Origin of the sequence: Candidatus Chromulinivorax destructor, assembly GCF_003366055.1 — a bacterium.
Taxonomy (GTDB): Bacteria; Babelota; Babeliae; order Babelales; family Chromulinivoraceae; genus Chromulinivorax; species Chromulinivorax destructor.
In genome coordinates, this window is record NZ_CP025544.1 from 408,073 (window position 1) to 427,980 (window position 19,908).

The 19,908-nt window shown below is 33.2% G+C and carries 21 protein-coding genes; 14 read left to right on the forward strand and 7 right to left on the reverse strand.

All coding sequences use genetic code 11. The features are described 5' to 3' along the window. Positions 1-47 precede the first annotated feature (47 nt). On the forward strand, positions 48-578 hold the full coding sequence (locus C0J27_RS02075) for an FKBP-type peptidyl-prolyl cis-trans isomerase (RefSeq protein WP_162801732.1): 531 nt from the start codon (positions 48-50) through the stop codon (positions 576-578). Positions 579-601: 23 nt separating this feature from the next. Then, positions 602-997: an FKBP-type peptidyl-prolyl cis-trans isomerase gene (locus C0J27_RS02080; protein WP_115585540.1), complete on the forward strand. Its 396-nt coding sequence runs from the start codon at positions 602-604 to the stop codon at positions 995-997. Positions 998-1,060: 63 nt separating this feature from the next. Here C0J27_RS02080 and C0J27_RS02085 read toward each other — a convergent pair whose 3' ends face one another. The 5 genes from C0J27_RS02085 to C0J27_RS02105 all read right to left on the reverse strand — a co-directional run bounded on the left by C0J27_RS02085 (position 1,061) and on the right by C0J27_RS02105 (position 6,825). Then, complete coding sequence (locus C0J27_RS02085) at positions 1,061-1,879, reverse strand: hypothetical protein (RefSeq protein WP_115585541.1); 819 nt, start codon at positions 1,877-1,879, stop codon at positions 1,061-1,063. Positions 1,880-2,260: 381 nt separating this feature from the next. Next, positions 2,261-3,106, reverse strand: a complete 846-nt coding sequence (locus C0J27_RS02090) for a hypothetical protein (RefSeq protein WP_162801733.1) — start codon at positions 3,104-3,106, stop codon at positions 2,261-2,263. Positions 3,107-3,237: 131 nt separating this feature from the next. After that, positions 3,238-3,501 (reverse strand): hypothetical protein, encoded by a 264-nt coding sequence (locus tag C0J27_RS02095; protein ID WP_115585543.1) that lies wholly within the window; start codon positions 3,499-3,501, stop codon positions 3,238-3,240. Between the two features lie 49 nt (positions 3,502-3,550). Next, a complete protein-coding gene (locus tag C0J27_RS02100) occupies positions 3,551-6,451 on the reverse strand; it encodes a BamA/TamA family outer membrane protein (protein WP_115585544.1) in 2,901 nt (966 codons plus the stop codon). A 95-nt stretch (positions 6,452-6,546) separates the two neighbouring features. Continuing rightward, entirely contained in the window at positions 6,547-6,825 is a 279-nt protein-coding gene (locus tag C0J27_RS02105) for an acylphosphatase (protein ID WP_115585545.1), read from the reverse strand. 165 nt (positions 6,826-6,990) lie between these two features. Here C0J27_RS02105 and gltX point away from each other — a divergent pair, with 165 nt between their 5' ends. Both gltX and C0J27_RS02115 read left to right on the forward strand, forming a co-directional pair. Beyond that, positions 6,991-8,409 (forward strand): glutamate--tRNA ligase, encoded by a 1,419-nt coding sequence (gene gltX, locus C0J27_RS02110; RefSeq protein WP_115585546.1) that lies wholly within the window; start codon positions 6,991-6,993, stop codon positions 8,407-8,409. A gap of 126 nt (positions 8,410-8,535) precedes the next feature. Then, positions 8,536-8,895, forward strand: coding sequence for an ankyrin repeat domain-containing protein (locus C0J27_RS02115; RefSeq protein WP_115585547.1), 360 nt, complete (start codon positions 8,536-8,538; stop codon positions 8,893-8,895). A 43-nt stretch (positions 8,896-8,938) separates the two neighbouring features. Here C0J27_RS02115 and C0J27_RS02120 read toward each other — a convergent pair whose 3' ends face one another. Continuing rightward, positions 8,939-9,193: a hypothetical protein gene (locus C0J27_RS02120; protein WP_115585548.1), complete on the reverse strand. Its 255-nt coding sequence runs from the start codon at positions 9,191-9,193 to the stop codon at positions 8,939-8,941. 115 nt (positions 9,194-9,308) lie between these two features. On the opposite strand from C0J27_RS02120, the gene C0J27_RS02125 reads away from it, so the two are divergent. The 6 genes from C0J27_RS02125 to C0J27_RS02150 all read left to right on the forward strand — a co-directional run bounded on the left by C0J27_RS02125 (position 9,309) and on the right by C0J27_RS02150 (position 14,140). Next, entirely contained in the window at positions 9,309-10,514 is a 1,206-nt protein-coding gene (locus C0J27_RS02125; RefSeq protein WP_115585549.1) for an APC family permease, read from the forward strand. 69 nt (positions 10,515-10,583) lie between these two features. Beyond that, positions 10,584-12,254 (forward strand): hypothetical protein, encoded by a 1,671-nt coding sequence (locus tag C0J27_RS02130; protein WP_115585550.1) that lies wholly within the window; start codon positions 10,584-10,586, stop codon positions 12,252-12,254. Between the two features lie 91 nt (positions 12,255-12,345). Next, positions 12,346-12,570 (forward strand): 30S ribosomal protein S21, encoded by a 225-nt coding sequence (gene rpsU / locus C0J27_RS02135; protein WP_115585551.1) that lies wholly within the window; start codon positions 12,346-12,348, stop codon positions 12,568-12,570. After that, positions 12,570-12,959, forward strand: a complete 390-nt coding sequence (locus C0J27_RS02140; protein WP_115585552.1) for a ribosome-binding factor A — start codon at positions 12,570-12,572, stop codon at positions 12,957-12,959. Before rpsU ends, C0J27_RS02140 begins: the two co-directional genes overlap by 1 nt. Then, positions 12,956-13,699 carry a prepilin peptidase gene (locus C0J27_RS02145; RefSeq protein WP_162801734.1) on the forward strand — a complete coding sequence of 248 codons (744 nt, stop codon included), beginning with the start codon at positions 12,956-12,958 and terminating at the stop codon, positions 13,697-13,699. Before C0J27_RS02140 ends, C0J27_RS02145 begins: the two co-directional genes overlap by 4 nt. A gap of 108 nt (positions 13,700-13,807) precedes the next feature. Further along, positions 13,808-14,140: a SpoVR family protein gene (locus C0J27_RS02150; protein WP_115585554.1), complete on the forward strand. Its 333-nt coding sequence runs from the start codon at positions 13,808-13,810 to the stop codon at positions 14,138-14,140. Between the two features lie 268 nt (positions 14,141-14,408). Here the strand turns inward: C0J27_RS02150 and C0J27_RS02155 are convergent, their stop codons facing one another. Continuing rightward, complete coding sequence (locus tag C0J27_RS02155; protein ID WP_115585555.1) at positions 14,409-15,059, reverse strand: hypothetical protein; 651 nt, start codon at positions 15,057-15,059, stop codon at positions 14,409-14,411. Positions 15,060-15,588: 529 nt separating this feature from the next. Between C0J27_RS02155 and C0J27_RS02160 the strand changes: the two genes are divergently transcribed. The 4 genes from C0J27_RS02160 (at position 15,589) to C0J27_RS02180 (ending at position 19,866) form a co-directional block, all read left to right on the forward strand. After that, complete coding sequence (locus tag C0J27_RS02160; protein WP_115585556.1) at positions 15,589-16,998, forward strand: folylpolyglutamate synthase family protein; 1,410 nt, start codon at positions 15,589-15,591, stop codon at positions 16,996-16,998. 249 nt (positions 16,999-17,247) lie between these two features. After that, the gene (atpB, locus tag C0J27_RS02170) at positions 17,248-17,985 is read left to right on the forward strand and encodes a F0F1 ATP synthase subunit A (RefSeq protein WP_115585558.1); all 738 of its coding nucleotides are present in this window, start codon (positions 17,248-17,250) and stop codon (positions 17,983-17,985) included. Positions 17,986-17,987: 2 nt separating this feature from the next. After that, positions 17,988-18,941, forward strand: coding sequence for an ATP synthase subunit C-like protein (locus tag C0J27_RS02175; RefSeq protein WP_115585559.1), 954 nt, complete (start codon positions 17,988-17,990; stop codon positions 18,939-18,941). A 13-nt stretch (positions 18,942-18,954) separates the two neighbouring features. After that, positions 18,955-19,866: a PLP-dependent cysteine synthase family protein gene (locus tag C0J27_RS02180; RefSeq protein WP_115585560.1), complete on the forward strand. Its 912-nt coding sequence runs from the start codon at positions 18,955-18,957 to the stop codon at positions 19,864-19,866. The last annotated feature ends 42 nt before the right edge of the window (positions 19,867-19,908 follow it).

Below are 19,908 nucleotides of genomic sequence, written 5' to 3' on the forward strand. Positions count from 1 at the left end.
TTCGTTTTATGATAAACTATTTCAATACATATAAAAAAGGATTCTGTATGAAAAAAAGTATATTAGTTCTATCAACGCTGTTTTTCTTGTCAGCTTTATCGCCTGTTCTTGTGCAATCAGGACGTGAAGCTAAACTTACAAAAAATGACAATAAACAACCATTTACAACTGGCGATAAATTGAATTTAAATTCAGCAACTGAATTTACACAAACCAATGATGGAATTTATTATAAAACAATAAAATCTGGTACAGGAAAATTACCTTGCAAAGGTGAAGTCTTAACCGTTCATTACACCGGCTATTTTCTTGTTAAAAAAATGAATGATAAAAAACAAATCGAGTATTCTATTGGTGAAGTATTTGACAGCAGCGTTCAGCGCCAAAAACCATTTAGTTTTAGACTTGGCATGCGTCAAGTGATTTCTGGATGGGATAAAATGCTTGCAACTATGAAACCGGGTGAAAAACGTATTGTTGTTCTTCCTTCAAAAGAAGCGTATGGCAATCGAGCTCAAGGGCATATTCCAGCTGATGCATCATTAATATTTATAATCGAATTTATTTCAGCAGCATAATTCAAAAACGAAAGATACTTTGTATGAAAAGCAATATTACATCAGGTGAGATGTTACATTTAGAAGATTTTACAACATCAAAGCATGGTATTGTCTATAAAATAGTTAAAGAATCTGATCAAGAAAAACCTGAAGTTGGTGATATTGTTACCGTTCATTATACAGGATGCCTTTTAAAAGGTAGTCATGAAGTTGGCAAGAAATTTGATAGCAGTCTTGATCGCGGTGAACCGTTTCAATTCACTTTAGGATTTGGACAAGTTATTAAAGGCTGGGATCTTTCACTTGCAGATATGAAAATTGGCGAAGAACGCATTGTTCTTTTACCTGCTCATTTGGCATACGGTGACAGATCTGTTTCAGTTATTCCTGCAAACTCTACTTTAATATTCGATATTAAATTACTTGGTACAGAATAAACTTTAAATAAAAATAGAAAAGCCCTGAAGATCTTATAAGATCTTCAGGGCTTTTCTATTAAACTATTTTTTAAAATCAACCGTAATCATACCATTCTCCATATCTCCGGCTTGACTATCTACAGCTTGCTTTATTTTAGGAAAAAGCTGAAACAGCTGATTGTAATAATCGTGTGCAATGCCTTTGCCATTGACAAGAATCTCGACTTGAATACATGGGGCATTTTCTTCAAATGTTCGACCTGACCAAAAATTAGCATTTTTATTTTTTATTCCTTGAGGATCTACAACCTGAATCCAATCTTTTTTTGAATATACCGAATAAATTTTCTTAAAGCAGTGTGTGTACACTTGGTTGTGATTAACTTGCTGCACTGGCGTACCAAAAAGCCATACTTCCATTTCAATATCGGGATAATAAGGTAAATGGTTTGCCATATTTAAAACTACATTTCCACCATGTGAATAGCCAAGTAGTCGAACCTTAGGAATAACTTGATGCTCTGTATAATAATCAGTCACAACTTTGTAAAGCTGGTCTACAAGATCCCGTGCTGAGTTGTTACGAGTGTAATCATTGACATGCTCAGACTTCCAGCCAAAAACATAAAATTGATCCATGTTGTATGATTTACAATCACAATGCATGCATCCTTTTGCCATTTTATTAAAGTGGTAATAATCAGGAAGATCTTTTGCAAGGGAAAGTCCTTGAGGGCAATACATTAAAGGTCGATAATGAGAATATTGAAAAAGCTTGCGCATTAAATAGGTCCCATGAACAAAAATTGTAATAGAATGATCTTCCGTCGGCTGTCCAACTGAAATCAATGGTAATTCATAACCAACCAACAACAGCATCATCCAGATCTTTTTGTTCATACAAAAACCTTTATATCAAATAACCCTCACTTCATGCCAGACGTTGTAAAAACCTTAAAATTATTACAATATATCTGATATGTTTTGCATATATATTTATATTCTTTTTTGTATAATCTATTCATATTTTTATGTATAAACAATAAAAACTGTTTTTTAAAGAGAAAATAGTATTTGTTATCAACAAAAAATAATTGAGATCTGGTATTGCTCAACCGCTTTTTACAAAATTTGAAAAATATAGATGTCTATAGCTCTCATTACATTTTTATTATTTATAATATCCAACCGCAAAAATGCAAACTATGCTGTTACAAGTCAATAAAAAAATATGCTGATTATTATACTATTTTAAAATTTGGCTCACACAGCGTAGATATATTACAATGTAAAATCAACTTCTACCATACATGTATCTAATCCTTGAGCAGCTTGTTCAATTAACTTTTGAATAGAAGGAAAATATTTAAAGATTGAACGATACGATGTGTGACGAATCGATTGAGAGTTGACTGTAAATTTGACTTGAACGCAACGTGCATCTGCATCAAATACTCTGTCTGACCAAAAATGTGCTTTTCTTGCTTTTTTATTAACAATTCCCTGTGGATCAATTCTTTGTAACCAATCTTTCTTTGAATACACAGAATACACTTTTTGAAAATGTGAATGATTGACACAATCATGATTAATTCTTTGAATAGGTGTACCTAATAACCAAGCTTCAATATTGATAGTCTGATCAGATATTTTAAGAGGCGCGTAATAAGCAGTGTCTAAAACAACATTGCCTCCATGAGAAAAGCCAATTAGTCGAATATCAGGAATAATAGAATGTTTTTCATAATACTTCGCAGCAAGATGCTCTAATGATTTCATTAATTTTTTTGCAGATTTCATTCGATTTTTATGACTAAATGATTCAGAACGCCATCCAAAAAGATAAAACCTATCAACTGAATACAATTCATTATGTAAGTCTGCACAGCTTTGTGCCATTTGATGATAATGATAATTTTTCGGTAAATCTATAGCAAGAGTTAAGCCTTGAGGACAATAGACCCGAGGCCGTAATGGGCTCATATTAATCATTCTGCGAGCAACAGATGTTCCATGAACAAAAACAGTAATTGTATGATCTCTTTGATTTTCTGTTTGAGTGTGACAACAAACATTCATAAAAGAACATAATAACAGTACTAAAAAAGATCCTCTTGTTTTATACATAGTGCCTAAGTTGCAAGAAGGTTATTATGATACAATCTGCATGATAGTATCATATTTTGATATGAGACTCAAGAAGGAGCAGCCCACTATACTGTGAAAAGAATAGGGACTGCTTACCAAGTAAACTAAAACTATGCTGATAACAACTTGCATAAAAAATCAATATGCTTATCAGATTGATTTTTAAACTGACGCAAAAGAGCTCTTTCAAGATGTTCTTGCACAAAACTTATGGTCATGCCTTCAACTTTTAATTCTGGATAATTTGGATGAGTAAATGTAAAAGTACCGTGCTCATCTTCTTGCACTGTTTCCATTAATACAGGTAAAAGTTCTGTAACTTTCGTCTGTAAATATGACTTAGTTTTTTGCTTATATTGTTTGTTTTGCTTCATGCATAATCTTTCGTCTATTATATCTACTATTTTTATACGTAATATTTTACTAAAATGCCTGACCAAGGGTTAAGTACCATGCGTAAGGACTTTCAAAATCAGGATATTTTTTATCAAGTTTACATGCAATATCAAATCGTAGTGGTCCAATCGGTGTATTATATCGCAAACCAAAACCAACGCCTCCAAGTAAGTTGTCTGGGACATCTTGAATACTATCTTTAATTAAAACTCCAGCATCAAAAAAAGTAGCTCCCTCTAACTGTAAGTAAATAGGAAATCTTGCTTCAAAATTTACGTTAAACATCGTTCTGCCGCCTTGGTTAACATAATGCCATAAATCATTTGCAGCAGCTGGTAATCCAGTATTTGGTGCAGGAACTGGCTTTGTTAATAGCCCAAGAGGTGGACAGTAATCCCTGTCATACCCTCGAATTGTGTTAGCTCCACCAAGATAAAATCTATCAATTGGCATGATATCTCTATACTCACGATTAAAAACATGCCCTGCACGAGTTCTAATAGCAAACACTGACCGAGAAGTGAATGGTAAGTATACAGCATATTCACCAACAACTTTAAATAAACTTGTTTGATTAACCATATCGGCCATCCCAAGGCATGATACAAAAGCATTCCATCCATTTTTTGGATTAAGAATATTATCAACATAACTCCACATCAACGAGGGTTCAACAAAGCCAAAAGCAAACTGTGTATGCATAAGCTTTGGATTATAATCAATACTCAATGCAATATCTTCAATATTAGCTGGCACAATTCCCTTAAATTCAACTCCAAGCGTTACCCCCATATTCAGATGATCGTGTTTTTCTTGCATTCCAAATAAAACCCCTTTTTGATAGGCAGAATAAATGGAAACATCACTACCAATATATAATGGCTGGCGATAACTATTATCATATATTTTTATGCGAGAACGAATTGGACGATTAAATAACCACGGCATAAGATATTGAACTGATAAATTTCCATAAAATTTAGTAAAATCTCCTTCAGCTACAAGTCTATCTCCAAATTTAAATGGATTATTATAGATAAATGTTCCCCCAAATTTATAAGAAAAACCTTGCTGCAAAGAGAAATCTTTACCAACCTGTTGTCCCCCAAGTCGAGTTCTAATTTCATAGGTATCAGCCGCAATTAACTTTACCCCAACTGGAACCTGCCCTTGATCATCAACTTCTTTGTGCGAGTAAATATAGACCGTATCAAAAAGTTCTAAATTTCTCAGATTATCTATCGATTTTTCAATATTTTTTTTATCCCAAACATGGCCTTGCTTAATTGTAAGTTCACGTTGTAAGTATTTAAATGGAATGCGAGAATTACCTGAAACAACAAATTTACCAAAATAGACTTGCCGTTCATCAACCTGAACATTCCAAACCAGCTTGTTGTTATGATATTCATAATCAACCATAACCTTTGTATGACCAAAATCTTTAAAATAGTTAATTAACCAATTTCTTTGAAGAGCTATCCAGCTATGATTAAACGGAACTGGTTCTTTAAGATTATTAAATTGAGCAAATGGACCATATTCTAATAATTCATCATACCCTTTAATTTCAACAGACTGAAGATACTGCGCAGGACCTTCATCAAGGGTTAATACAATTTTATAATCAATAAACTTATTATGAGCTGTTTGCTTCATAGGTACAAATTCTTCTTTAACAACTTTTATATCCCAATATCCATGCTGCATGTACAGTTGTTTAAGTGCATGAACTGCTTGAGAAAAAGTCTCTTTATCAAAAGAATTATTATGTAAATTTTTAAAACAACTTAATTGCAACTGCTGTTGACTAAGTTGAAAATTATCCTTACATTCAACATGCCGAATCATGGCACGTTTACCTTCATGAATAATACAAAAAACTTTGCCTTTCTCTTCTTTTACGGAAAGATTGAGATCCCAAAATCCTTTTGATTTATACATGTTTTCTATTTCATCAGATAAAATAGCGCTTGGAAAATGCCACGAAGATTTTCCATACATCAAAAAATTTTCTAAAAAATTTTCTTGCGTAAAAAAATGATTTCCCCAAAATACAAACTCTTTTTTTTCATCAAATGAAAAGGTAAAATTAAGATTAATTTGCCGATTTTGATAATCGATACTTTCTTCATAGCTCATCACGGCCTGACTAAAACCTTTTTTATCAAGATAGTGCTTAAAATGGGCCATCGATTTTTCTACAACATTTTTTGTATATCGATGAGCATAAAATCGTTTTAAAAATATACGACCTAATTGCATCTTTATAAGATGAATTTCTTTTTCATCAATTGCATCAACCGATTCAATTTCAAAACGACAGTCCCCTATTGAAAATTGAGGCCCTTTAGATAAATACAAATCACCTTTTACTGTTTTAAGCAAAGGATCAAATACAAGCTCATCTTTGACAACGCAATTAAAAAAACCTTCTTGAAAAAACTTATCTTTTATTTTTTTTAAAGAATAATCATGTTTTTTTCGGTCAAAAGATTCGCCTTCTTCCATAATATAACAGCTTCTATACTTTTCTTTGCCGATCATTGAACCATGCAACCGTAAGGATGCAAGCGTAAAAACACCCTCAAGCTTAAATATAAGTTTGAGTTCCTCAGGAATAAAAACGATTTCTATCTTTGAAAAAGCTTCTTTTTTCTTTAAGTAAAAAACTGTTTGCACAAGATCGTGCAGAGTGATATGTGACATAGGAACAATGTCGATAAGATATAATAGTTCATCTTTATCAACTTGAAAATCAGCCTGAATATCAATCGATTGAACAAAGATTTTTGAAGGCAAAACTCTTTCTAATTCAATACAATCAAAACTACAATCAACAGATATTTCTTCTGCGTGCAGTACTGGAAGCTGAAATAGAAACAAAAACCAAAGACAATAAAAAGTAACTATTTTTTTTAAAGACATGTATACGATAGACAAAAGATCTGGCTAGACCACAGACAATCTATGCTCTTCATCTAAAATCGTACCATATATATAAAATTTGTCTTTTAAAAAAATTACTCAACTATGCGAAAAACTCCTCGATATGATCTATCTGTCGAACAAGTCTCTATCTTAATATTTTTTAATTGGATAGATTCTTTTCCTACATACATTGCATCAATAAAATCATCAACTTGCTCTTCTTGCCCACAAATAAAAAGCTGAATTGAATCTTTATGCATTTCTTGACCAATACCTTCTATTTTAAATAAAGCTGCTTGATCAGCAATAAAAGATTCAAGAATTTTTTGACCATCTTGAACTTCAAATAACAATTTAACACACTTTTTCATACTAAACTCCTTTTGCTCTCCGTTTCTTATTGCATAAGACTGTATCAGAATCTAATTTTTATTGTCAAAAGTTTCTTAATATTATTTTTGCTGGACCAAAAATAATATCTCTATAAAATAAAATAATTAAGCTTAAAATTCTAAAATAAGAGTAAAGATCTCCTTATGAATAAAAACAGAGTTCGCTTTGCGCCATCACCTACAGGCACTATGCATATTGGTAATGTGCGAACATCACTTTTAAACTATATATTCGCATTAAAAACTCATGGAACTTTTATTCTTCGTATTGAAGACACTGATACTCAACGAAATGTTGACCCACAAGCTCAACAAATTATGCATCACCTTGCATGGCTTGGTATGTCATACCAAGAAGGTCCTATCATTGGCGGCCCATACGCACCATACTATCAATCTGAACGTCATGATATTTATCAAAAAAATTTAGAAATTCTACAAGCAACCAATTCAGTGTATCGATGTTTTTGCACACAAGAAGAATTAGAAATTAAACGCAATCGCCAAATTGCGCTTAAAAATCCACCTCGTTATGACCGCACCTGCACAAAATTATCAGCAGCTGATATACAAAAAAAACTTGATGCAGCAGTTCCATTTGTGTGGCGTATGAAAGTTGATGAAACAAAAACAATTCAATTTCAAGACCTTGGTTGTGGCACCTTAACATTTGATCTTAAGAATTTTTCTGACTTTGCTTTAACTCGTGCTGACGGAACCTTCACTTTTATGTTTGCAAACTGTATTGATGACATAGAAATGAAAATAACTCATATTTTACGAGGACAAGATCACCAAACAAATAGCGTTGGTCAAATTGCAATTATGCTTGCAATGGGACATCCAATTCCAGTTTTTTGGCATTTACCTATTTTATTTAACGTAACTGGTAAAAAATTATCAAAAAGAGACCAAGGTTTTTCTTTAGAAGATCTCAAAAATGAAGGCTTTTTACCTCAAGCAATTGTTAACTACTTAGGTATTATTGGCGCTTCGTTTGAACAAGAAATTTTATCAATGGAGCAATTAGCAGATGCTTATAATTTTGATAACATGCATACCTCAAATCAGATTAAATATGATATTGAGAAATTACGCTGGGTTAATCACAAATGGATAGCTCGCACAGCACTTGCAGATCTTGTACAGCTATGCAAACCTTTCTTAGCTAAAAAATATGATATTTCAACTATGTCAGATGAAAAATTATCAATCTTAATTCAATCGGTGCAAACTGATATTATTATTTTAGAAGATATTACAACACTTCTTGGATTTTATTTTACACCTCCAGTCGTTACTCCAGAACAAATGAATAACGCAATAGTTGATCTTGCTACACAAGCTAAACTTCAAATTATTTTTAATGATCTCAAGAACAGCATCACATTTGAGGCATTTTTAAATACAGCAAAACAACAAGCTCAAGCTGAACAAATCGCTATGAAAGATTTCTTTTCTTTTGTTCGATTAAAAATCACGGGAAGTCCAAAAGGTCTTGGTATTGCTGAACTTGAAAAATGTTTAGGCTTTGAAGAAATCAAAAAAAGAATTTGTTCATAACACATAAGTAATTCACCCAGAAAATAAAAGTTCGCATTGTTTTAAAATAAAAGACAATGTGAACTTTTTATGATATACTGTATATAACTATTATAAAAAAATAAGAATACAGGGGGTAAAAATCTTATGAAAAATAATATAAAAACAACTTCAATTATTCTATCTGTTTTGTTTATGTGCTCATACAATTCAAAGCTGTTGAGTAGTGAAAAAAACACATCAGAGCAAAAATCAGATGATAACCGTTTAACTCCGTTGCATGTTGCAACAACAGAAAATCAAGTTAACGCAGTTCTTAATAATTATCCTGAATATTTAAATGCTCCAGATCGTAATGGTTTAACACCAATACAATATATGATAAAAAATGGTAACATTTCAGCCGCTATAGCAATTAAAGAACGCGGTGCAAATATGAACCGCCAAGATCAAATTACATATATTAATATGTTAAAAAAAGAATGTATTTATAAAACACGTAAATAAATTTCATTATAAAAACAAAAACAAAACGAGCAAGTTTATCTCATTAAACTTGCTCGTTTTCATCTAAAAGACGATTTGGTAAAAATTGAAGTTGAGAAACTATGCCATGTTTTTCAAAAGTTGCCATGATAGAAACAAAAACATCTTGTAAATCAGGTGCTACAAAAAACTCAAAAATACTCTGCTCTTTGTCATAGCATCGATCAAATACAAGATACTCTGAATACCGCAATGTGGACGTCACAATCCAACATAATTCTTTTTCTATTTTCGCTCGATAATAAAGACAATATTTCATGAATTGTACTTTTTCAAAAATTCGTTATATTAAACTAAGATTTTCTCTTGTATAGAATAACAAAAAATAGATTTTTATTCTATTTTAAAACACCCTGATACGTTTAAGGAATCAATTGTCACTAGAAAAATCAAATAAAATAGGCGTTGGAACAGCAACAATTATTGGTATGAACGCTATGATTGGTGCAGGTATTTTTGGCATTACCTCATTGTTAGCATCAAAAGTTGGTGCTGCTGGCATTTTAACCTATTTATTTGCATTTTTTGCCGTTTGGTTTATAGCCCAGTCCATTGCTCGTGCAGCTTATTTATGGCCAGAGCAAGGATCTTTTTATACCTATACACGTCAATGGGGTGGCCACACCATGGGACTGATTGCAGCAAGTGCATACCTTTTAGGATTTTTATTTGCCATGACGCTGCTATGCAGAATTATAGGTGAATATCTCCATAATCTTATTCCATCTGTATCAGCAGAAGTTTTAGGTACGATTACGTTAACAGTACTTATTGGATTAAATATGATGGGTGCAGTCTTATCACAAATTGGACAATATATTTTAATTGCGTGCACCCTTTTTCCATTGATTGCAACAACATTTTTATGTTTCACCAAAATGAGTCCAGTCAACTTAAACCCTTTTATGCCGTATGGTATTATCAGTGTTATTGAAGGTACTCGCGTAGCAATTTTTGGTTTATTTGGTTTTGAATCAGTCACTGCACTTTTTAACATCGTTGAAAAACCAGAAAAAAATGTGCCAAAAGCATTATTATATGCTCTGTGCATTGTTGGCATTATCTACTTCTTTTTCATATCTTCTATTATTTTAGCTGTTCCTTTAACCGTTTTCACGTCAAATCCAGATGCAACAATTCCACAAGCTCTTCAATTTTTATTTCCCGACTATACTTTCATAGTTCACCTTATTAATTTTGCTATTATTTCAGCAATGCTTGGAACGGTTCATTCTATGATTTGGGCTGGTAGTGAACTATTATTATCATTTTGCACAATTACTCGATCACCTCGTTTGCAAAAACTGGTAAAAAATGGAACAATTACACAAAAAACAACCGTATTAGCTTGCGGCCTGATCATATTTATATGCTTTAAAAATATTCATAATAAAGATCTCTTTTTTACATTAACTGACATTGGATTAATTTTTCCTTATATTACAACGATGATTGCTCTTTTATTTCAGCAAGCTGAATGGAAATCTGGACAAAATATTAAAACTATACTTGGCTTAACAACAGCATGTATTATTTTTGGGATATCGATACACAAACTTATTGAACCAATGATTCTTTAGACATATAAGAAATGATAATAAGGGCATGTATAAACAACAATGCTCCTTTGTAGAAAAAGGAAGAGAATAATGATATTTAAAAGCAAAAAGCTTCTCTACAGTGCGCTCTTTTTGTGCCTGCCATCAATTTTATCTGCTGATCTCAGTAGTTTGCAATCATGGGATCCATATCCTATATTTAACGCTGCTAACTTAAATATGCCACCCGATACTCAATTTGTTACGTTAGTTAAACGACAAATTATTGATAATACCCCAGGCAAACGTCGTAAAATTGGTATCAACTTCTCTCCATATATTCAACGTGCTATAAAAGCTCAGGGTACCAAACCAAATCAATTTTTTGGTGACTATTCAACAGGAATTGATGAATCAGGCAATCCTATTGCAAAACAACCTGGTACAGAAATGTCAGATTATCAAGGTACGCCCTTTCCTCTTGGCCTTCTTTTAGGACCTGATGAAAACGGTAATAGCATTTGGGAAAATAATCTTGATACTGGTATAACACTAGACATTACAACAGGTACAGTTGGAGCAACAAGTTTACCTTTAAATTTACAAAATGCTGTTTTAAACCTCAATGGACTTGGCACCGATCAAACAGCTGGTGATGCAATTATTTTTAACAGAGCAACAAATGATACTTTTACATCTCCAAGCATACTGTCCCAATCAGTGCTTGACCAAGATCCAATTCTTTTTGGTGCAATATCAATCCCACTTATTTATCAAAAAACTGGTTTACGCTTTGAAGCTAACTTTGATATTTCTGACAACTTTGGAGTCATTGTTAAAGGTGGTATCTGTCAAATATCACAAACAGCAGGAAATCCAATTACACTTTCAACAGTAACTCCTCCAACAATTACTTCATCAGGTTCAATTACAACTCAAGAAACTATTTATAGTCTATTAAATACAGTTTCTAACGATGCAGCTCAAGGCCAAATTCCACTTCCATTAGCTCAATCAACATTTAATAATTGGATCACCAATAATACTGATGACCTTCTCTCTGCTAACGGTGGTGCTGATTACGATATTTCAAGCTTTACAGCCGCTGGCGTTGAAGATTTACGCTTGTCATTTTTCGCTCGTCATACGTTTGCTATGGTTCCAAAAGAAGATGAAGAAAAATATGCTTCTATGCTTATTACTCCATACGGTGAAATTGGCTGCACGGTTCCATTATCAAGTCACAGAAATTATTCTGAAGTATACTCATTACCTTTTGGAAACAATGGGCATTTTTCAGCTGGTGGTACTATTGGGATTACATTTGATTTTGTTGACAGTATTGAAATTGGATTTGAAGGCGGTGCTACCTTATTTGCATCACAAGATATTTACGCAATGCCATGCCCTAACCATGAACTCCAACGTGTTTTATATCCATACCGTAGAGATTTTAACGTTGCTCCTGGTTTCAACTGGCATTTTGGAGCAAATATGAACGCAATCGAATTTATTAAAAATATTAGCTTTCTATTCAAATATAACTATATTCAACATTCACGTGATGTGCTGACGCCACTTGCAGGATCAGTAGGAAATCAATATTTTATCCCAAACATGCTCGAAGACCTTTCTCCATGGTCTTCACAAATGTTTACAGCAGCTCTTGATTTTAAACTACAACCTGGGATATATTTAAGTGTCGCTTGGCAAGGAGCACTATCTCAATCGAATGCTTATTGCTCTAATACCATATTAGGAAGTTTAAACTTCTTGTTTTAATGCAATCTAGACATTTGATTGAAAAATGCGTAAAATTAAAAAGATATTATAGATAATTGTTATTAATTTTTTCAAAGGTGGTTGATTTAACATGTCGAAAAAACAAGCAAACGTTAAAGTTTTCGTCACAGCAAATGTGGACAAAGCTCTTCGTCAATTAAAAAAGAAAATTGAACGTGAAGGTATTGTAAGGGACATGAAACGTGTTGTTTACTTCGAATCACCAACTCAAAAAAAGAGAAAACGTCTTATTCGCGCTATTAAACAAAATCTCATGAGATTAGCTACTCGTGGCGAACTTTATACTAAGCAATAATGATTAATTCTTCTGCAGTTTCAGAAATCAAACGAGCTCAAAAAGAGTCTCAACTATTACGTGAAATATCTTCGATGTTTCATACCGTAGCTATGGATGATAATCGTCTATCAGGTTTATTCGTAAATCGTGTAGAACTGTCTTCGGACAAAGGTTGGTGCACGATTTACTTTTATACAAATGAAGGTTATGAAAAATATGCTGAACAGCTTGAAGTTTTGAAGCTTTATAAGCCTTCAATGCGTAAAAGCTTGTCATCAGAAATTAAAGCTCGTTATGTTCCTAATCTTAAATTTGAATATGATTCAAAGTTTGAAAAGCAACAACGACTTGAATTAGCGATGGCTTTAGCAGCTCAAGACGTTAGAAAACATCAGGATGGTGGTTGATACTATCCATCCTGATGTTTCTTGCCTGGGGTTCATATCTTAATTCATTAGGATACCGATTACTTCATCTTAACTCATTCTTTCAGCGCAGATCTTTTTGCCCTTCGTGCAAAAAGATTATTGCCTGGTACGATAATCTACCTATCGTATCTTGGTTTAATTTACGTGGTCAATGTAGATCATGCAAACAACCAATTTCTTGGTTGTACCCTTTCATAGAAATTATATCAACATTGCTCTTTGCTCTATTATATAATTATACTGAGGCTCACTACTTTCCAGCCTATTTTATATTTTTTTCAGCACTTATCGTAACTATACGAACTGACCTTGATCAGATGCTTATATCACGTTATGTCACCCTCTATCTTGTACCAATTGCGTATCTTGCAACAGTGTATAATCAATTACCATTGTCATGTTCTATGGCAATTATTGGATCTCTTTTTGGATATTTTTTATTATGGTGTGCAAAGACAATAAGCAAAGCTTTATTAGGGCAAGATGGCATGGGTCAAGGCGACCTAGAACTACTTGCAATGATTGGAGCCTTTACCGGTCCACTTGGATGTTGGGTTGCTCTTACCATTGGTTCATTTCTTGGCACAATTATCACACTTATAATTATGGCAATACGACAACAACGTATTGTAAAGATTCCTTTTGGCCCTTACTTAGCAGCAGGTGCAATATTTTTTGTTCTCTTGCAACCTGCATGCATTTCTTATTTTTCGATCTAAATTTTAATTTTTGACGAGAAAAGAAAGATAGCTATACTTGTCTGACAAGTATGATTGACAGAAAGCTTTCATCAAAAAATATATTAATTTATTTTCTAAGGTCTGAGTATGAAATTCAATACAACAATTTCTTTTTGTGCATTACTTTTAACATCAAGTATCATGTCTGCAGGCCCAATGAACAAATTCGTTACAGCAGGTCTAGCTGCATTCATTCATCAAAACATTATGACCAAGCAAGATCTTACAAAAATACCTACAATCACGCAAGAAGATGTTACTGAATATTACAATAAATTTACGACAACAATACTACATACTAAAAAATCTTTAGAACCAATCTTTGCAGGAATGCAACAAGCTATCAATGATGCTATTGCTGAAGTAGAAGCAAATAAGAAGAAAGAATTAGAAGAAGAAGCTAAAAGATCAAAGAAATAACTTTGATTTTTATAACTTAATTAAGGCTGTGTGAACTAATTATAAAAATTAAGATACAAGCCTGCGATATCCTTGAGATCATCTGGAGAAATATGGTTGGCAAAAGCAATTTTACATTTTGGATGTAAAAAAATTCATCAGGCACACACACCCCGCCAATGCCCAAAGTTTTGATAGAAAACCAAGGGAAAAAACCTATCGTAAAAAATTGGTTCAATCAATCAAGAAAGAAGAGAGCTTGTTATGCGCAACAAGCTCTCTTCTTGTTTTAAGCTAACGTAATAATTTTTCCATCTTGGCAAAAACCACCTTGCCCAACAAAACTTTGAACATGAGGAACAATGCCTTTATTCTTTTTTTGCTCAATATGAATATCTAAAAATAGTCTTGAAAACAGACCTTCAGAATAATTAATCATACAAGAATGAAAATTTTTATTATTTTGAATAATAGTCATTTCTTCATTTGATAAATAACCAAAAAATTCTACATGATTATGAATGACTCCTATATCACCACACAACCATTGATCAAACCAAATATCAATGCCTTTTTTATAGACACCATAATTTTTTTGCCATGCATCAAAAGCTTTTTGTAGAGATGCTCTATCAATTGAGCCTTGATCATTGAGAAATGAATAATAGATTTTTGATTTTTTATCATAATAACCAACTGGTTGCAAAACAAGCCCAGGTTTTTCTGATCCTAATAAAAAAGGATATTCATACAAACTGTGGGCATTAATTTGCACATTCTTACCTTGATTAAAATCTGAACAACCTGACATATCATTATGATGAACAACTTGATACGCAATATCAGTATTATTTTTAATAGAGCGAATCATAACATGAGCATCTAAAATAGTAATACTTAATAAAAATATTAACCCAATGTAAATATTATACAGTCTCATAACACCTCCCCCTGGTATAGTATGAATTCTTACGTGAATATCATTTCTGTATAACAATTTACAATAAGGCGATATTACAAATCAACTGTTTTGCAATTATATTCAAATTGAATCTAATATAATAGTTCATTGATGAATAATGTAGATGAAGCTGCGTGAACCAAATTTAAAATAAGTATGTGCACCTACGATATTGCTTCGCTCATCTCCGGAAATATCGGTGGCAGCGGCCACGTTACGCTTTTTTCATGTAAAGAAATAGTGTATGATGCCCACCAGCAAGCAAATTCCCCGAGTTTTCATAGAAAATAGAGAGCAAAACTCTATAGTAATAATTTGAATTACAGAGCTCGCAAGCTTCTTTCAATTTGAAATTATTTAAAATAAAAAACAAGTTAAAGATTTATAATTTGCCATTATTTGACATTTTACTTGTATGCACTATAATTTTTTTTAGTCGCAAATCATGGTAAAAAATAAAAATATAGTCTCATCTTTTTAGTCATATTTTGTTCAAAGTGGGGAAGTTATGGTTCAAGTTGATACAAAGATCCAAAATAAAAAAAACCCAATAATTAACTCCCATCGTACGTACAATGAAATTGTTCAGTATTTGGATGAGAATTGGGGTCAAACAAAAAATTTCATGGCAATCAGCCAACTTGATGAAATCTTTGGAAACTTGTCTAAAAAATTAAACATCGCTATCGTTTCAGGTACAAGCGGAAAAAGTACAACAATTCACTTTACATGCAAACTATTTAAAGAAGAAAATTTAAAAGCTGGTGCATTTTACACTCCTCACATAACTTTATACAATGAACGCTTTTCTATAAATGAAAATTATATATCAAATACAAGCTTTACTGATATAGCAAATAAAGTTATTCAAACTGCACAAGATAACAAAATAGCTGCAACTTCAAAAGATATATTGACTATGATGGCATTAATTTTCTTTCATGAAAATAATGTTGATGTAGCTATTTTTGAAAATAGCTCTATGTATGGTTTAGATCCTGTGATGTATTGCAATCCAAAAATATCTGCTGTAACAAGAATTGTTGCAAACTCTCAAGATGAAGATACTCATGCTGGCATAACAAATATTATGACCATGATCACTCCAAACTCTCACTTTGTATCTGCAGATCAAAATAAACTTAATTTGCAAATCATGGCACAACTTGCTGAAAGCAAAGGTAGTATCTGGTCAATGCCTATACGAAAATTAGCTCCATTACAGTACCCATTTGAACAGCTCCATGGTCGTTGTGCTGCGTTGGCAGAAAGAATTACTCGAATCTACATCGATAATTTTTCAACATCACATGGCAAAGTCCAAGTAGCAGATAGCTTACTGAATAAACCAAAAGGTTTAAGAGGCAGACCTACGCTTGAAGCTAAAAAAGTTGCAGAAATGACTCCGCAAAGAACTATTGAACAATTTTGGAGCGAAGTTGTCACAACATTACCATCACGTTTCCAACTTATTCAAACTAAAAAATCGAATATTTTGCTCGATAATGCTGACAATTTAGACGCGTTAAGTAATTTATTTCTTGGTGCAAGACTTCTTTGCTATCAACAAGATTATAAAGAAACATCACTTATTATCGCTTGTCATGAAGGACAATTTGATAATGAAGAATTTATAAAACAAGCTCGTTATTTCTTTAAAAAATCATCTGGATCTATTGCATTTTGTCCTACAATACCAACAACAGTTGGTGAAAAAACAAAAGCAAGTTGGGATGTTGTAAAAATAACAAATGCTGCTAAAACTGCTAAAATAAAAGCGAAAGCTTATGCAAACTTTGCTGATGCTTTCAACGCAATTAAAACAGCTCACAACAATGCTGAGTCTTTAATTGTTATTACCGGCAGTAAATCTATCATTTCAGAATATGAAAAATATAAAGAAACGATAGCTGAATAATGTTGCAAGCTATTTGCATAACTTTTTTTGGTGGTTTATTATTTGGACTTTCTCTGTTACATACACAGAAAGTCCTATTTTTATCAAAAAATCCACTCCTTGCAGCAGTCATATCAACGATACGGCTCCTTGTCATCTCTGTTTTTTTCTATATTATGTTGAAATCAACTCAGATACATCCTATAATTTTAGTAACTTCATTTTTAGTAGCATATTGGCTAATTATTTTAAAATTCAAAGAGCTCCTGCATGGAAAACAATAATATCCTGACCGGTCATCAATGGCAGCCACTTGCTCACTATGGGTTTACTCATCCATTTTGGACAATTCATACCGATACACTTTTGGGGACAATTGTCGCTACCCTGATGATTATCGCAGTATCACTGTATGCGCATCGCATACTGAAAAGAAAACAATCCGTTACTAAATTTATTATTTTAAAATATGTCGATGGTTTTAAGGATCTTTTGCAACAAACGCTGCATAGTGCTCCTCTTGAACATTTAGCTTTTATTGGATCTCTTTTTACCTTTATTGTCTTCTGTAACGCTATGGCATTTATTCCCTACATTGAAGAACCAACACGAGATTTAAATACAACACTAGGACTTGGACTCATCTCATTTTGCTACGTTCAAGGTTATGCTATCTATCATAAAGGTTTTTTTGAATACCTATCAGATTTTACAAAACCATTTTTTTTAATGCTTCCTCTTAATATCATTGGAACATTAACTTCAATTATATCTCTTTCATTTCGACTTTTTGGAAATATATTTGGTGGCTATGTAATTGCTCACCTATCTTTACAAGCGCTTGAAAGTTCCTGGATTATGCAAACTATTGGTTTAATGACAGGCTTTAACCTTGCTATTTCTATAATTTTTGGGCTATTTGAAGGAATTATTCAAGCTTTCGTTTTTGCTATGCTTACCCTAACTTATCTATCAATGGAAATCGTATCTGACGAGGAGTCTGAATAATTATGATTGAAATAATGCATATACTTTCGATTTCTATACCGGTAACCATGTCAGCTTTAGGTGCAGGCATCGGGCAAGGTCTTATCGGATTAAAATCTTTACAAGCTGTTACCATTCAACCAAGCGCATCATCAGAAATTAATAAAATATCGACCGTTGGTTTATCACTAACCGAAACTGCTGCTATTTTAGGTCTTGTTATATCAATCGTTTTAAACATTGACACCGCAGTGCCTTTAAACTACGAAAGCGCAGCTCTTGGTAGAATTGGCATTGGAATAGCAATCGGCTTATCAGGATTTATTGCAGGTATTGCATCATCTCTACCAGCACAGGCTGCATGCTTATCAGTTGCACGACAACCATTTTTTGCTAATAAAATATTACAACTCATGCTTCTGACACAAACCGTAATCATGACTCCTAACGTTTTTGGATTCATTATTGCTTTGCTTATCAATGCAAAAGTAGCAACCGTAAACAGTTTAAATGAAGGCTTACAACTTCTTGCAGCAGGTTTATCAATTGGTCTTGGAAGCATTGGACCATGTCTTGGATTAAGTCTTTTTGCCTATTCAGCATGTAAAGCTGTTGGGATTAACAGAAAATCATACACAAAAATATTACCTTTTACGTTTATTGCAGAAGCAATTATCGAAACTCCCGTGATTTTTTCGCTTTTGGTATCACTTTTAATCTTAAATGTTAAAATTTCACCAACAGCACCAATTATTCAAGGCATTTGTTTTATTGCTGCAGCTTTTTGTATGGGTATGAGTACCCTTGGAACTGGCATCAGTGCAGGTGCAACAGGTTCTGCTGCATGCGATCAAATTGGTGAAAATCCTGAACATTATTCGATTATTTCAAAAGTCGGCTTGTTAGCATTAGCCATGATCGATACTTTTGCAATTTATGGTTTTATCGTCTCAATAATGTTAATCTACACAATCTAAACAAGGGCTGATCATGATGCATAACAACCTTTTGCAAGCAATTGGAAACACACCTTTGGTGCAAGTTGACTTACAAACTCCATGCCAATTGTACGCAAAATTAGAATATCTTAATCCTGGTGGAAGCGTTAAAGATAGATCATCACTCTTTATGATTGAAGACGCTGAGCAACGTGGCATACTGCAACCAGGTGGCACGATTATTGATGCATCATCTGGTAATCAGGGAATCGCAACTGCAATGATAGGCGCGATAAAAGGATACAAAGTAATTATCGCCGTATCTGAAAAAGTCAGTAAAGAAAAATTAGAAACATTAAAAGCTTATGGTGCACAAGTTGTTATGTGCCCTGCAACAAGTTTTTTGCAAGATCCTAACAGCTACCATTCACAAGCAATGCGCATTCATAAAGAAACTCCAAACTCATTTATGCCAGACCAGTATTTTAATTTGGCAAATGCTATGGCACATTACAAATCACTCGGGCCAGAAATTTGGAGACAAACTGAAGGCAAAATCACCCATTTTATTGCAGCTGCGGGAACAGGTGGAACCATTAGTGGTGCTGGCAGATTCTTAAAAGAACAAAATCCAAATATTAAAATTATCGCTGTCGATTCAAACGTTTCGTACCGATCAACAAAAGGTCATCCACAACCGTACGCAATTGAAGGCATGGGTGTTGATTTTGACTCTCCTGTTTTAAATTATGATATTGTTGATGAATTTTTTGAAGCACCAGATGCACAATCACTTGCAATGCTGCAACACCTTGCACGAAACAAAGGCATCTTAGCTGGGCCAAGCAGTGGTGCTGTTGCCTACGCTGCAGAGCAATATTGCAAGCAACTCAAACCAACTGACCTTGCCGTCATGATTATGGGCGACTCAGGTCGAGCATATTTAACCAAGAATTTCTACTAACAATTACAGGGGCTTATCACAAGCCCCTTTTTTATGCATTCT

Bases quoted from the DNA above. Each gene is read 5' to 3' on its own strand.
- C0J27_RS02090 (WP_162801733.1), bottom strand. From the start codon at position 3,106: ATGTATAAAACAAGAGGATCTTTTTTAGTACTGTTATTATGTTCTTTT.
- C0J27_RS02075 (WP_162801732.1), top strand. From the start codon at position 48: ATGAAAAAAAGTATATTAGTTCTATCAACGCTGTTTTTCTTGTCAGCT.
- C0J27_RS02160 (WP_115585556.1), top strand. From the start codon at position 15,589: ATGGTTCAAGTTGATACAAAGATCCAAAATAAAAAAAACCCAATAATT.
- C0J27_RS02150 (WP_115585554.1), top strand. From the start codon at position 13,808: ATGAAATTCAATACAACAATTTCTTTTTGTGCATTACTTTTAACATCA.
- C0J27_RS02180 (WP_115585560.1), top strand. From the start codon at position 18,955: ATGATGCATAACAACCTTTTGCAAGCAATTGGAAACACACCTTTGGTG.
- C0J27_RS02100 (WP_115585544.1), bottom strand. From the start codon at position 6,451: ATGTCTTTAAAAAAAATAGTTACTTTTTATTGTCTTTGGTTTTTGTTT.
- C0J27_RS02095 (WP_115585543.1), bottom strand. From the start codon at position 3,501: ATGAAGCAAAACAAACAATATAAGCAAAAAACTAAGTCATATTTACAG.
- C0J27_RS02130 (WP_115585550.1), top strand. From the start codon at position 10,584: ATGATATTTAAAAGCAAAAAGCTTCTCTACAGTGCGCTCTTTTTGTGC.
- C0J27_RS02175 (WP_115585559.1), top strand. From the start codon at position 17,988: ATGATTGAAATAATGCATATACTTTCGATTTCTATACCGGTAACCATG.
- C0J27_RS02085 (WP_115585541.1), bottom strand. From the start codon at position 1,879: ATGAACAAAAAGATCTGGATGATGCTGTTGTTGGTTGGTTATGAATTA.
- C0J27_RS02105 (WP_115585545.1), bottom strand. From the start codon at position 6,825: ATGAAAAAGTGTGTTAAATTGTTATTTGAAGTTCAAGATGGTCAAAAA.
- C0J27_RS02120 (WP_115585548.1), bottom strand. From the start codon at position 9,193: ATGAAATATTGTCTTTATTATCGAGCGAAAATAGAAAAAGAATTATGT.
- C0J27_RS02140 (WP_115585552.1), top strand. From the start codon at position 12,570: ATGATTAATTCTTCTGCAGTTTCAGAAATCAAACGAGCTCAAAAAGAG.
- C0J27_RS02080 (WP_115585540.1), top strand. From the start codon at position 602: ATGAAAAGCAATATTACATCAGGTGAGATGTTACATTTAGAAGATTTT.
- rpsU (WP_115585551.1), top strand. From the start codon at position 12,346: ATGTCGAAAAAACAAGCAAACGTTAAAGTTTTCGTCACAGCAAATGTG.
- C0J27_RS02155 (WP_115585555.1), bottom strand. From the start codon at position 15,059: ATGAGACTGTATAATATTTACATTGGGTTAATATTTTTATTAAGTATT.
- C0J27_RS02115 (WP_115585547.1), top strand. From the start codon at position 8,536: ATGAAAAATAATATAAAAACAACTTCAATTATTCTATCTGTTTTGTTT.
- gltX (WP_115585546.1), top strand. From the start codon at position 6,991: ATGAATAAAAACAGAGTTCGCTTTGCGCCATCACCTACAGGCACTATG.
- atpB (WP_115585558.1), top strand. From the start codon at position 17,248: ATGGAAAACAATAATATCCTGACCGGTCATCAATGGCAGCCACTTGCT.